Annotated in this window: 5 protein-coding genes and 5 pseudogenes; 3 read left to right on the top strand and 7 right to left on the bottom strand. The window is 36.8% G+C overall.

Going from position 1 to position 14,740, the window contains the following annotated elements; all coding sequences use genetic code 11:
* Positions 1-502 precede the first annotated feature (502 nt).
* Positions 503-1,198: a phosphoribosylformylglycinamidine synthase subunit PurQ gene (gene purQ, locus AFK68_RS31235; RefSeq protein WP_094677954.1), complete on the top strand. Its 696-nt coding sequence runs from the start codon at positions 503-505 to the stop codon at positions 1,196-1,198.
* 273 nt (positions 1,199-1,471) lie between these two features.
* Here purQ and AFK68_RS31240 read toward each other — a convergent pair whose 3' ends face one another.
* Positions 1,472-1,762 (bottom strand): Mo-dependent nitrogenase C-terminal domain-containing protein, encoded by a 291-nt coding sequence (locus tag AFK68_RS31240; RefSeq protein WP_094677974.1) that lies wholly within the window; start codon positions 1,760-1,762, stop codon positions 1,472-1,474.
* Between the two features lie 2,653 nt (positions 1,763-4,415).
* On the opposite strand from AFK68_RS31240, the gene AFK68_RS31245 reads away from it, so the two are divergent.
* Positions 4,416-4,874 (top strand): tetratricopeptide repeat protein, encoded by a 459-nt coding sequence (locus tag AFK68_RS31245; RefSeq protein WP_094677956.1) that lies wholly within the window; start codon positions 4,416-4,418, stop codon positions 4,872-4,874.
* An 18-nt stretch (positions 4,875-4,892) separates the two neighbouring features.
* Positions 4,893-6,110, top strand: coding sequence for a tetratricopeptide repeat protein (locus tag AFK68_RS31250; RefSeq protein WP_256386691.1), 1,218 nt, complete (start codon positions 4,893-4,895; stop codon positions 6,108-6,110).
* A 527-nt stretch (positions 6,111-6,637) separates the two neighbouring features.
* On the opposite strand, the gene AFK68_RS31255 is transcribed toward AFK68_RS31250, so the two are convergent.
* The 6 genes and pseudogenes from AFK68_RS31255 to AFK68_RS42950 form a co-directional block, all read right to left on the bottom strand.
* The gene (locus AFK68_RS31255) at positions 6,638-7,036 is read right to left on the bottom strand and encodes a diguanylate cyclase (protein ID WP_371357641.1); all 399 of its coding nucleotides are present in this window, start codon (positions 7,034-7,036) and stop codon (positions 6,638-6,640) included.
* Positions 7,037-7,183: 147 nt separating this feature from the next.
* Positions 7,184-7,703 (bottom strand): annotated as a pseudogene (locus AFK68_RS43865) (diguanylate cyclase domain-containing protein); the annotation flags it as partial.
* Positions 7,704-7,824: 121 nt separating this feature from the next.
* Positions 7,825-8,784: pseudogene (locus AFK68_RS47170) on the bottom strand (GAF domain-containing protein); the annotation flags it as partial.
* A 133-nt stretch (positions 8,785-8,917) separates the two neighbouring features.
* Positions 8,918-9,397, bottom strand: a pseudogene (locus tag AFK68_RS47175) (sugar nucleotide-binding protein); the annotation flags it as partial.
* Positions 9,398-11,153: 1,756 nt separating this feature from the next.
* Positions 11,154-12,400, bottom strand: a pseudogene (locus AFK68_RS47180) (AAA family ATPase); the annotation flags it as partial.
* A gap of 39 nt (positions 12,401-12,439) precedes the next feature.
* Positions 12,440-13,906 (bottom strand): annotated as a pseudogene (locus AFK68_RS42950) (AAA family ATPase); the annotation flags it as partial.
* Positions 13,907-14,740: the final 834 nt, after the last annotated feature.

Raw genomic sequence — 14,740 nt, forward strand, 5'->3', positions numbered from 1 at the left:
TTATTAATAATTAATAATTAAATAATTTTGGTTTAAAGCCTCCCCTTTTATTAAGGGGAAAAAAAGTGCTAGGATATTTCCTGATATTCAATTCTGTAACGCTTTTAACCAGAGGTAATTATCAATTATCCATTATCAATTATCAATTAATGAACTATTCCCCATTCCCTCCCCTGACTAACATCTCTATTTAACTGAAGATTTTGTTTTAAGACCCTTTCTTAATTTTTAGCAATAAACAAGTTTAAATTAACTTAAAATTTATATGAAATTTGGCATTATTATGTTTCCTGGTTCCAATTGCGATCGGGATGTAGCTTGGGTAACTCAGGGTTTATTGTTTAACCAGAGGTAATTATCAATTATCCATTATCAATTATCAATTAATGAACTATTCCCCATTCCCTCCCCTGACTAACATCTCTATTTAACTGAAGATTTTGTTTTAAGACCCTTTCTTAATTTTTAGCAATAAACAAGTTTAAATTAACTTAAAATTTATATGAAATTTGGCATTATTATGTTTCCTGGTTCCAATTGCGATCGGGATGTAGCTTGGGTAACTCAGGGTTTATTGGGTCAACCAACTCGCATGGTTTGGCATCAAGAAGAAGATATTTCTGATTTGGATGTAATAATTATCCCTGGAGGTTTCAGTTATGGCGACTATTTAAGATGTGGAGCGATCGCCCGTTTTTCTCCTGTAATGAAAGCAACTATTGCCCATGCTGAAAAAGGTAAGTTAGTTTTAGGGATCTGTAATGGTTTCCAGATATTGACAGAAATAGGGTTATTACCTGGAGTATTGGTGCGAAATCAAAAATTAAATTTTATCTGCAATCAAGTTCCTGTCAAAATAGAAAATTATGATACTCCTTGGACATCTGCTTATACAAAAGGAGAAGTGATTAGTTTGCCAATAGCTCATGGTGAGGGTCATTACTATGCTGATGCAGATACTTTGAAAGATTTGGAAAATAATCGTCAAATTTTATTTCGTTATTGTACAGAAAATGGTGAAATTAGTCCAGAAGCTAATCCCAATGGTTCCCTTAACAATATCGCTGGTATCTGCAACCGTCAAGGCAATGTGTTGGGAATGATGCCTCATCCAGAGAGAGCATCAGACCCAATGTTAGGTAATACAGATGGCATGAAATTATTTAAAGGTTTATTAATGGCTACGATTGGAATTTAGCTACAATAATCTATGCTACTTACTTTCTCACTAAAAATAAAACTCAATGGAAATTTACAGCATATTTTCAAATAAATGAAGTACAAATATTAATCTTAAAAGCCTTGTCTGGTGGGGATTTTGCCCTGATTATGTACTTAACTCAGATCGAATATGCTGTATTAATTTTTAACTGAGTGGGAAAGCTTGTATTGATGCAAAAAGTTAACCTGCGTTTTCGGCTTTTGCTGAGATAAAACGCGGTAGAAATGCGGAATATTATTCTTGACAATATTAGCAATATGAGGTAACATCTTCTCCACACACATCCGCCAAATAACACAAAGCTCTAAACCTCAAATCAATTAGTTCATTGTAAAGAGGGTTAAGTTTGCACATAGGAGGAATGTGAAACAAGACATGACCAAAAAAACTGATATCGCGCTCAAATGGGCACTGACTCGGAATTAATTTGCATAGAAATCTTGCGAATTTGGGATTATTAATTTCTATGCGATCTAGCCATTTTCTCAAAGGGCTTAATGGCTTAAATTTAGGTATTGTAGTATAGATACGAGCAGTCATAGCATTTAGAATGTTAGTGTTTTGGGGTCTCATCCATACCCCTGTTGTTTTTGCCAGATCGTGCATGGTTTTAAAGACTTTACTATTGGTTTCTACAATGTATTTTTTGGCATTACCGGAAATACAAAATTTGAGTATTAGTTGTCAATTATTTGGCAAAATTCACAAGCCAAAAATTAATTTTGATATTGACTTTTGAATTTCCAGTAAAATTATTCCCCACAGCAGAGTGTGGGGGGGTTCAGGATATTCCTGGTTTAAAGACTCCTAACTAGGTCAACATTTGATTGGGGGAAATTCCGCCCACTCGTTTTTCTCCCCTAGTTGAAGCGCGGAGGTCTCCAAACTACCAAGGATTTTTTGATGATTAGCTAAGGTTGAATTTTTGCATTGACTAGCTATGTTATGTTGACATCTCCAGAGCATAGAATACACGGTATTCTATGGTTAGCCCACTGTAAATGAATGCCCAATTTACTTTCAGCGTGTCAACAAACTCCTATTAGGCTATCAAATTTGTTTTGAGGAATAATCTTCTTCTAGGAATAGAGAATTATTAACTGACATAGTTTTCAGAGATTGTCTATTCCTCATTTCAATCTTGACAGACGACTATCTCCTAATTTTTATTAGATTAGATAATTTTATCAGTTGTGTTTCAACTGTACTGTTTTAATTGTAAATAATTCAACTACAGTTCTATCGGCATTTTGGCATAAAAATATTATGATGTCTCTAACTAATAGCAACTCAAGATGATTTTGTTTGCCTTCACTCGTTGGCTAGAAAAATATCTAGCTGTGAAGCTCTACATTTTTTTGACAGGCTTCCGCAGAGAGTAGTTTTACCCAATATTTCGGAGTAATCAATCTTTCTAATTAGGCTACCTAATTGTCTTTAAGTCTTAAGAAACATGGTCTCTATACTCTTGATTAATAAGCTTTTCCCTTAGAAAGTGGATATATAGCAGTCGCCATGACTAGCGCAGACAGACATTCTCACTCCTCTCAAATTTAGTCAGAGCAAGAATTTAATTTCTGACTTCTAACTTCAGCTATATAGTTAACCTGTTTTGTTACCTATTTGATTGTTACACCAATAGAGCTAATTGTCGCGTCTTGACTCTTCACAAGTATAAATGTTTTGAATAAAATAAATAAGTTTTGCTAAACTAATTTTTATTGACTAAAGTAATATCTCATGGTATTTGTTGCAATTCATACAATGCTCATCAGAGAATATTTACCAAAATAATTGGGTCTAGAGCAACGCCTTTTAAGGCCAAATGTTTTTCGAGCCTGGCTCTAATATCATGTCCGGTAGCATCGGTCTTGTATAGGGAAGGTAAGGAAGAAGGAAGAAGGAAGAAGGAAGAAGCTTTAAGAAAAGGAAAAATCTTACATAAGTGTAGATATTTCCACGGCTTTTACACGCTCCGATACCAACGGACATAATATAATACCATTTCTCAACAACTTTTCTACATTTTGTTGAGTGAGGGAGTGTAGGGACGTTTGGCTGCGCGACATGGAAAGCGGAGCATTCCGGAACGGAAAANAGATATTTCCACGGCTTTTACACGCTCCGATACCAACGGACATAATATAATACCATTTCTCAACAACTTTTCTACATTTTGTTGAGTGAGGGAGTGTAGGGACGTTTGGCTGCGCGACATGGAAAGCGGAGCATTCCGGAACGGAAAACGCATTTTTGCCTGTGCAACGTCCGTACTAGGTAGGGACGTTTTGCTGCGCAACATGGAAAGCGGAGCATTCTGGAACGGAAAACGCATTTTTGCCTGTGCAACGTCCGTACAGAGAAGCAAACATAAGAATAATTAACATTAAACTAGCTACAATTAGCAAAAAAATGATTATGATTGTGCTGATTAGTTAATAACTGAAGTATCGCCCAAGTATAGCAATAATGCATNATAAGAATAATTAACATTAAACTAGCTACAATTAGCAAAAAAATGATTATGATTGTGCTGATTAGTTAATAACTGAAGTATCGCCCAAGTATAGCAATAATGCATGGGAATTGGTATAGCAATTTTCATTAATATAGAGTACATAGATTTGGGTTTAAAGGAAGAAGGAAGAAGGAAGAAGGAAGAAGGAGGAATTTTTGTAGTCTACCTTTGTGAGAACCGCTATATTATATTAAAGAACTGCTAAGTGGTCGTGCAAAATTAATAACACATCTATAAAAAGCTAAATTCTTTGCATTCTCAAGAGCGCAGAGAATTAAAATAGGTAAATAATTTTGCTTAGGTACTTAATATGAGTTTATAATTACATATTCTTGAATATGATTTAATCTGAAAATATCTACTCAATAAATTTCTGCTTAACGGTACGATCATTTAGATATTAAATGAGTACAAAGAGTATAATATATTCCCAGATATAGGCTATCTGGTTCTAGGAAAAAAACTATGACCAAAACTCATTCCCAATCATCCCAAAAATTGACATTTTTAACTACGTTAGACACTGCAAATACCCAAACTCTTTCCCCCTCCAAGGGAATTTTTAGCATATTTTCTGCATTCCCAGAATATGACCGTGNTCATTTAGATATTAAATGAGTACAAAGAGTATAATATATTCCCAGATATAGGCTATCTGGTTCTAGGAAAAAAACTATGACCAAAACTCATTCCCAATCATCCCAAAAATTGACATTTTTAACTACGTTAGACACTGCAAATACCCAAACTCTTTCCCCCTCCAAGGGAATTTTTAGCATATTTTCTGCATTCCCAGAATATGACCGTGGCAACAGACTTTATGAGATGGGTAGATACGAGTCAGCCATTCCCTACTACGAAAACGCAGTTAAAATTAAACCAGACTGGGCGATAGGTTGGTTAAAACTAGCTGATACCCTATATAAACTGCAAAATTATGAACAAGCAGTAGAAGCTTATAAAATATCCCTATCGCTCAAACCAAACGCTCATCAAGCTTGGAATTGTTATGGAGTCGTATTATCTAACTTAAACCAGTATGAAGAAGCGATCGCCTGCTTTGACAAGGGAATCAAAATCAACCAAAATAACTACGAACTATGGTTTAATAAAGCAATTGTTTTAACTGAATAAAAACAGTATTTACCTGCCATAAACTGTTACAAAAAAGCACTAAAAATACAACCAATGAAAGGAGAAATTTGGTATGGTCAAGGGCAAGCTTTATTAACTCTAAAAAAATATCCTGAAGCATTAGCAGCTTATGATTGTGCAGTGAAACTTCAACCTGATAATTATCTGATTTGGTTGAACCGAGGATTAGCTTTAGTAAAAACTCAACGTTATGCAGAAGCAATTATTAGTTATGACCATGCAATAGAATTAGAACCTGAAAATTATTTAGCTTGGTTTAACTTAGGTATTGCTCAAAGTAAACTACACAAATATCACGATGCTGTCTCTTCTTTTAATAAAGCAATTAAATTAAATCCCGATGATTATGAAGCTTGGTATTATAAAGGATTAGCTTTAAAAAATAATTGGAAAGAAGGAGGCGTTGCTTGTTTGGATAAGGCAATTAATTTCTATCCAAATTCACCAGAAATTTGGATTAGTCGTGGTTATATTTTATTAGATTTATTTAAAAATAGCGAGGCATTAGAATCTTTTAATCAGGCAATTACAATTAATTCTAATTATCCAGAAGCTTGGTTAGGTCGAGGTAAAGCATTTATAGCACTGGAGAAATATAATGAAGCTCTTATTGCTTATGGTAATGCCATTAGTATTGAGCCATCTTTTTTAGAGGCTTGGAATTGTCGAGGTGAGGCATTAGAAAAACTCCAGAAGTACGAGCAAGCATTAACAGCTTATGACAAAGTAATTGAAATGAGTTTTAAACAAGGAATTTATGTTGCTAAAGTTGGTTTACAAAGAGGTGCAGCTTTAGAAAAATTAGACCGATATGCTGAAGCAATAGCAGCTTATGATTTGGTAATTGGAAAGGAACCAGATAATTTTGATGCTTGGTTCAACCGGGGATTAAGCTTAGAAAAAATGGCAAATTATGAAGAAGCTATGTTTAGTTATAATCAAGCTATTAATATTTGGCCAAGTAATTATCAAGCCTGGTCACAATTAGCTTTGATGCTGGAACAATTAGAGAGGTATGAAGAGGCGATCGCTGCCTATGACCAAATAGTTTCTTTAAGACCTGGTAATCATGATGTTTGGTTTCAACGAGGATTAATTTTGGAAAAATTAGGATATGTTCAAGATGCTGTTAGTTCTTACAAAATTGTCTTAGAAATTAAACCTGATTATCAGAAAGTAATTGAAAGAATAAATAAATTCAAAGTGTCTGTTTGATTTTAATTAGCTATCAACTTTTAGCATTCAGCTATCAGCTTGGTTCACCCTGAAAAGATCGTACTAGCGTGACACAACTAATGGGTGTGCATCAGGGCGGGTTGATCTAAATCTTAGGTTTAGCATTGAAATTTCCGCCAGAACCCGCCCCTACTATTGCACCATTTTAGCTGTGTCAGTCCACTACTGAGTGCTGACTGCTTCTTTAACTTGTTCATTTCCTGATTATTGGTAACATTCTTTTTTCAAAGTGGTATTATATTAAATCCCCTTGATTGGACATAAAAAAATCTCCAATGTTCATAACTACGCTCATCTTTGTAATTCTCTCTCCTCCTGACTCCTGTAGGGGCGTTTTGCTATCGCACAACTTCATTAACGCGGAGCGACATATAAAGCGGAGCTTTGCGTTAGCACATGGCCATTTCCGTTCCGGAATGCTTCGCAAACGCTCCTACGACTCCTGACTCCTCCCTTCTTATTTATAACTATTCAACCAGATATGATATTACACGAGCAAGACTACCCTAATTTGTACTGAAAACTACCCGATCGCGTCCCTGCCTCTTAGCTTTATATAAAGCGTGGTCTGCCAGAGCAATTAAATCTTCTGAAGTACCTTTAATAGTAGGAATCATACTAGCACCACCCAGACTCAATGTCACAAACTGACTCACCTCAGACTGAGCGTGGGGGATAGAAACAGAAGCGATCGCCTGGCGAATAGACTCAGCAATAGTAAACGCACCCTCTATATTTGTATTGGGTAAAATTACCGCAAATTCCTCACCACCGTAACGAGCGACTAAATCAGTTGGCCGTTGAGGAACTTGTGATATGGCCTGCGCCACACGAATCAAGCAATTATCCCCACCTTGGTGTCCATAATGATCGTTGTAACGTTTGAAATAATCAATATCAATCATAATCAAAGACAAAAATTGTTGTTCTCGCAGATGTCGTTGCCACTCAAGGGCGAGGTATTCATCAAAACTACGACGATTAGGTATTTGAGTAAGTCCATCTAAATTAGCAATGCGTAATAATTCCTGGTTAGCTTGTTCCAGTTGAGNTATCCCCACCTTGGTGTCCATAATGATCGTTGTAACGTTTGAAATAATCAATATCAATCATAATCAAAGACAAAAATTGTTGTTCTCGCAGATGTCGTTGCCACTCAAGGGCGAGGTATTCATCAAAACTACGACGATTAGGTATTTGAGTAAGTCCATCTAAATTAGCAATGCGTAATAATTCCTGGTTAGCTTGTTCCAGTTGAGCAGTACGCTCCGCAACCTGCTGCTGTAAAGTTTGGTTGTAGTCTGAAAGAATCTTTTCTGCCTGCTTGCGTTCCGTAATATCCTGAAAAGTAGTAATTGCATACTGAATTTTTCCCTGTTTATCATAGACGGGTGTTCCACAAGCTTCAATAGCAATTCGGCGATCGCCTTGGTGAATTTCTATATTGTCATCCCTGACAGTTTCTCCCTTTAGAGCGCGTACTATTGGTAAATTAGCCTCTGGATATTTTTCCTCAGTACCAGCTTGATAAATTTGATAAACCTCAGAAATTTCACTTAACCTACTCAGCACTTTATTACCCAGTAATTCCCGTGCTATATGATTCGTGTAATAAGGATGGCGATAAGCATCTACAATGGCATCAACATTCTACCTAATAGCATCATCAATAATGTTAAACGGATGCAACAANTCGGCGATCGCCTTGGTGAATTTCTATATTGTCATCCCTGACAGTTTCTCCCTTTAGAGCGCGTACTATTGGTAAATTAGCCTCTGGATATTTTTCCTCAGTACCAGCTTGATAAATTTGATAAACCTCAGAAATTTCACTTAACCTACTCAGCACTTTATTACCCAGTAATTCCCGTGCTATATGATTCGTGTAATAAGGATGGCGATAAGCATCTACAATGGCAACAGCAACTGGCATCGCATCAATAAACTGTCTTAACTTACTTTCATTTTCCCTAACTTGAGCATAAAATTTAGCATTTTGAATAGAAATAGCAGCTTGAGAGGATAACAAATTTAAAATTTCTACTCGTTTGTCAGTAAAAGCTTCTACAGTCAAACTATTTTCCAAGTAAAGGAGACCTATAAGTTTGGCTTGATTGAGAATAGGAGTACAACAAAGACTTTTAGGATGGTTTTCAATCAGATATGAATCTCTAGCAAAAATTTTGTCTTGTTCAATGTTGTTGATCAGCAAAGTTTGTTGCATCCGTTTAACATTATTGATGATGCTATTAGGTAGAATGTTGATGCCATCTATAGGAATATTACACAAGCTATGGTTTCCATTAACCCATTGGGAAACTATTTCCCAACTACCAGAGTTGTCTAGAAGCAAGACACATTTGTTAGCTCCAGCATTTTCTGCAACAATATGAGTCATTTTGGAGAGTAATACTTCTAGTTCTATTTCCTCAGATATAGCTTGAGATGCTTTGATCACAGAAGCTAGGTCTAGGTCTGAAGATGTGGTAGTTACTTGACCTCCAGAAGAAGTTTGGATTATGGTATGATTAGGATGAGGGCAACATTTCTCACTTTGGAAAATAGAAGCGAGAAGTTGAGGATATTTTTCTTCGAGTTGGTTAGTCTTAGCCTTTGCTCCCCAACTTGCATAGCAATAGTAGGCTTCTTGCATATAGATACTAGCAACTTTTTCTTTAGTACAACTAAGATAAAATTTGGCTGCCAGTTCATTTGCCAGAGCTTCTTCTTGAATATATTTATTCTCTTTGGCTCCTAAGATCGCCTGATCATATAGCTCTATTGCNATATTTTTCTTCGAGTTGGTTAGTCTTAGCCTTTGCTCCCCAACTTGCATAGCAATAGTAGGCTTCTTGCATATAGATACTAGCAACTTTTTCTTTAGTACAACTAAGATAAAATTTGGCTGCCAGTTCATTTGCCAGAGCTTCTTCTTGAATATATTTATTCTCTTTGGCTCCTAAGATCGCCTGATCATATAGCTCTATTGCTTCTCCTTTTTTTCCCAATACTCGGCATTTTTCTGCCTCCACTAAATCTACTTTATGTTGGTAATTCATGGGAGCAAAAGATGGCCGAAAACTGCAGGGCTCCACCGGCGTGGCATCACCGGCCAGCTCGAGGGTGGCCCGCGCCAGGTCGTACCAGCTGGCCTCGCCCGCGCAGGAGGCGTGGTAGGTGCCCCGTCCGCCCAGACGTAGCACGTCCCACAGGGCCGGCGCGAGCTCCAGGGTCGAGGTGGGCGAGCCCACCTGATCGGAGACCACGCGCAGTCCGTCGCGCTCCGAAGCCTTTTCGGAGTTCTTTTACCTCTGATATTTTGTTTTTGGCTTTACTTAAACTTGCTAATGCTATCAAAGAATCATAAAAAGAAAACAGTGGTTGAGTCACCAGTCCTGGAGATGCTAGCACATACCCCTTAATTTCTTCTACATCCTTTTCAATAGATTCTATTTTCTCAAACAAATAACACAGCATCATCTTATATAAGTAAAAAAATGATAATCCCAAGGAGTCATTAACAGACACCATTTGAGAGATAAATTCCTCCTCTTGCTCAGTATCCCTAGATAAAATCGTGGGATATTTAGCAATTCCCAGTAAATTTAATGTTGAGATCCAACAACTGCGGCACCAATTCGCTGCTACCAATTGATTCAATTGAACTAACCCATCAAAGTAAGTATGAGCCGCCTGTTCCAACTCAGCTAGAGGTTGAGCTGACCAAAAAGATTGTAAACAAAAACCATGAGCATTGTAGCCAGCATATTCCAAGTTTCCCACCTCTAAACCTATTCCATATCCCTCTTGCAATGGAGAAAGGGTTTCTTTCATGTGAGATTTATAATTGAGGAGAAAGAACATGACAATATGTATTACCAACGNTATCCCTAGATAAAATCGTGGGATATTTAGCAATTCCCAGTAAATTTAATGTTGAGATCCAACAACTGCGGCACCAATTCGCTGCTACCAATTGATTCAATTGAACTAACCCATCAAAGTAAGTATGAGCCGCCTGTTCCAACTCAGCTAGAGGTTGAGCTGACCAAAAAGATTGTAAACAAAAACCATGAGCATTGTAACCAGCATATTCCAAGTTTCCCACCTCTAAACCTATTCCATATCCCTCTTGCAATGGAGAAAGGGTTTCTTTCATGTGAGATTTATAATTGAGGAGAAAGAACATGACAATATGTATTACCAACGGCTTCATCCCTTTTAAATCCAGTTTGGAGACTACCTGTAGTGCTAGTTGACCAAACTCTACCGCCACATCGACATCTTGCAATACACTACAAGCAACGATGCCATANTCCAGTTTGGAGACTACCTGTAGTGCTAGTTGACCAAACTCTACCGCCACATCGACATCTTGCAATACACTACAAGCAACGATGCCATAACAAGAATAAGCAAAGGCGGAAGCTCCAATATTTCCATATTGAATAGATAGTTTGACTGACAAAGATACCAATAATGGAAATAACGAAGAGCCTGAAAGGTAAGTAGATGGTATCATGCTAGTGGCAATCTCCACAATAGCAATTTTTTCTCGCTCCTGCATCATTGGCAGCTCGACTAAATTTGTGATTTGGAGATCGCCAAGCAGTAGGTAAATTTCGGAAACTGCCTCTTTAATATCGTCTTCTGTGGGTTTTTGGGGAAAAGTCACACCTAATTGTTGCAAAAATTGTTGTCCAGTTACAATTGCTTCTTTTTGTTGATGTCGGGTATTATATGCTTGTATTCTAATTCGATAAACATTCACTTGTTCTGGTAAAGAGCGGGTATTGGCAATGACTATCTCAATCAACTGTTCCATCACCTCAAAATCACCACATAAAGCAGCTAATTCCGTCCCCAGCTCATAGAATTCTAAAGTCAATTCATATTGCCTAGACCAAGCATTTTCTCCTAGTAATGATAATCCAATGCTGGCATACTCACGACCTGCCTGATAAGCATTGGCATCTTTAGCTTTGCGACAGGCAAGCAAATTTAGTTGAGCTAATTCATCTNTGTTCCATCACCTCAAAATCACCACATAAAGCAGCTAATTCCGTCCCCAGCTCATAGAATTCTAAAGTCAATTCATATTGCCTAGACCAAGCATTTTCTCCTAGTAATGATAATCCAATGCTGGCATACTCACGACCTGCCTGATAAGCATTGGCATCTTTAGCTTTGCGACAGGCAAGCAAATTTAGTTGAGCTAATTCATCTCGCTCGGTTTGTTCGCTAATTAAAGCTGTTCCATAGTTTAATTGATTGACAAGTTCAAAAATCTGTTCTTCTTTGGTTTCTGGGGACATTTTTTGTAACAGCAGTTGTCCGATATGATAATGAGTCTGGTTTTTTTTGTCATCGGGAATTAGAGCATAAGCAGCTTGCTGAATGCGATCATGGCTGAATTTAAAAGATTGAATCAGCAGATTTTCATCCAATTCGGACTGGGGTAAAATAAAGTTGCGGTCAAGAGAAATTTTTAACAACTGAAAAGTTTCTTTGGCAGAAATTTGTCCTGCCAAAGTTATAGTTTTTAAGTCAAATTCTGCTCCCAAACAAGCAGCAAGAGATAAAATTTCTTGACTTGATTTTAGTAACTCTTGCAGCTTGCCTACCATCAATTCCACAACATTATCTGTAAATCTCCTAGCCTTTATCGCTTTTATATCCCATTCCCAAACTCTTAATTTATGATTAAAATTTAGTAATTTTTCGCTATATAATGCTTTTAAAAATTCATTAACAAAGAAAGGATTTCCTCCTGTTTTTGCCCTAACTAACCAGGCTAAGTCACAAACTTTTTCTGGCTTCTGCTTCAAGGTATCACCGATGATACAAGCAATTTGATATACAGGTAATTTTTTTAACTTAATTTTGTTAATTGCAGCCTTGTTTTGCTTCAGGTTGTTAAGAGAAATAGCCAAAGGATGACTTGCCAAAACTTCATTATCACGGTAAGCTCCTAAGAGTAAAAGATATTTGGTTTTTCCTGCTATTAATAGCTGTTCAATTAATGTCAAAGTTGCTAAATCTGCCCATTGTAAATCATCAATAAATAGAGTTAATGGATGCTTTTGGTCGCAGAAACAACTAATAAAATCACCAAAAACAAGATTAAAACGATTTTGTGCTTCATTTGCTCCTAATATAGCAACGGCAGGTTGTTTGCCGATAATTAATTCTACTTCAGGAATAACATCAATGATTATTTGTCCGTTCTTTCCTAATGCCTGCAATAATTTGTCTCGCCAAACCTGCAACGTATCTCTACTTTCTCCTAATAATTGCCCAATTAATCNAAAAACAAGATTAAAACGATTTTGTGCTTCATTTGCTCCTAATATAGCAACGGCAGGTTGTTTGCCGATAATTAATTCTACTTCAGGAATAACATCAATGATTATTTGTCCGTTCTTTCCTAATGCCTGCAATAATTTGTCTCGCCAAACCTGCAACGTATCTCTACTTTCTCCTAATAATTGCCCAATTAATCCACGAAAAGCTGCTACAATTGCTGAATAAGGAATGTTGCGTTGAAATTGGTCAAATTTGCCAGAGATAAAATAACCCCGAAATTCAGTGATCGGTTTGAAAAGTTCTTGCACAAGGGATGATTTACCAATACCAGAATAACCGCTCACTAACATCAGTTCCACATTTCCCGTGGCGACAACCCTCTTAAATGCTTCTAGTAAAGTTGCTCTTTGTTTTTTTCTGCCATAAAGTTTTTGGGGAATTTGGAAGCGATCGGAAGTATCCTGTTGACCTAGTGGGAAAGAATTAATATTTCCTGTTTCTTCTAGTTGTCGGCCACATTCTTCTAAATCTGCTTTTAACCCATAAGCACTTTGATAGCGGTCTTCCGCATTCTTGGCCATCAACTTCATCACAATATTTACCAGTACAGGGGGAATTGCTGTCTGACTCACTGTTACCTTACCAATATTTCCAATATTTGAAGGTCGAGATTTAGCATTTTGGGCTTTCAATTTCATCATAATATCTGCCAGCACTGGAGGAATTTTTTTCTGCTCTTTTTGTGCTTGACTAATAATTGACGGAGGAGGTTTAGCAATATGAGAATGAATTAACTCTAAAGGATCTGAACTTACAAAAGGCAATTTTCCCGTTAACATTTCATAGAAAGTTACTCCCAAAGAATAAAAATCTGAGCGATAATCTAAACCCCGATTCATTCTTCCTGTTTGTTCTGGAGAAATATAACTTAGAGTACCTTCTAATACATTGGGATTTTTCAGGGTTGGGTTTTCTCGACTAAGTTGGGTAGCAATCCCAAAGTCAATAATTTTAACTTCTTTAGTTTTAGGATTAAAAACAATATTATCGGGATTAATATCTTTATGAATAACATTTTGAGCGTGAATTTGTCCTAGAATCTCAGTAATTGCGATCGCCAGGACTAAAAATTCTGAGGGGGATAAAACTTTATGCTCCTTTAGCCATCGTTTTAAGGATATTCCCCCAAAGTCTTCAAATACGATCGCATAGCTTCTTTGCCATTCTTCTAGACTATAAGCTTTGATAATACCAGGAGACTCTAATTTGCAAGTCAGATAATATTCCTGTTTATAGCGTCGAATTTGCTCGGAGGTTGGATAGTTTTGGTTAAGAAATTTTAGGATGACGGGTTGGGGTTCACCGAGTGTGGTAGTAGCTCTATCGCTAACTCGCCGAGCGCGATAAACTAGAGAGTTCGCACTCTTATGAATTTGAATAAAATCCTGGTATCCAGCAAGATTAACCATAAAAATAACGAAGGAGAAAGTTAGGCACTCTATTTATTCTAATGCAGTCGAGTTAATTCGGAAATAATTTTGCTCCTGAGAAACTTTTTGTTAAATGTAAGGTTAAATCCTTTTGCGTTTCATGTCGCGCAGCGTTTTCCTGACGGAATGCGGAGTATGACAAACGGAAATCGCCTTTAGAGGGTTTTGGTTATGACGATGTGGTTTATACATCTGAAAAGCCCTGTAAGCTAGACATGATAAGCTGTTTTGCATTTAAACCACTTAATTTGTTGTGTACCAAGTTAAAAGTACAACTCTTATTACTTCTAACTTCTGAATTGCTAAGACGCATTTTAAATGGGTTTTAGTTTATATAAAATCTAACAAATAATGCTACAAATAGTATAGTGCTTAAAAGACTTTACTGAAGACTTATCTATTTGAGAAAAATAGATTTTTACTTTAAATAAATGATTAAGAGGCTATTCCGCCTGACTCATAACTCCTTGAAAAAGCCTCAGTATTTGTAGCAAAAATTTTAGCATTTCATATTAGTAGTGCAGTGAGACACATTTTTACAGCACTTCCCGTTGCTCGTGAGGTACAGAGCTAACAGGCAAGATGGCTGTGCTACAAAAACTTTACCATTTAAACTTGTACATCATTAGTCCAAAATATGCTGTAATTTATTCCCACACTTCCCACACTCCCTCTAGCATAGAAGCCCTAAGCGTATCTCCAGAAAATAGGTTCTGGTGGAGAATTAATTGATAAAAAATGGGTAATAATTGATTTGATGATTGGATGAGTGGGAGATATCTAATACATCCTATCTCCCCATCTCCCCATCTC

Source organism: Hydrocoleum sp. CS-953 (assembly GCF_002260545.1).
GTDB lineage: Bacteria > Cyanobacteriota > Cyanobacteriia > Cyanobacteriales > Microcoleaceae > Trichodesmium.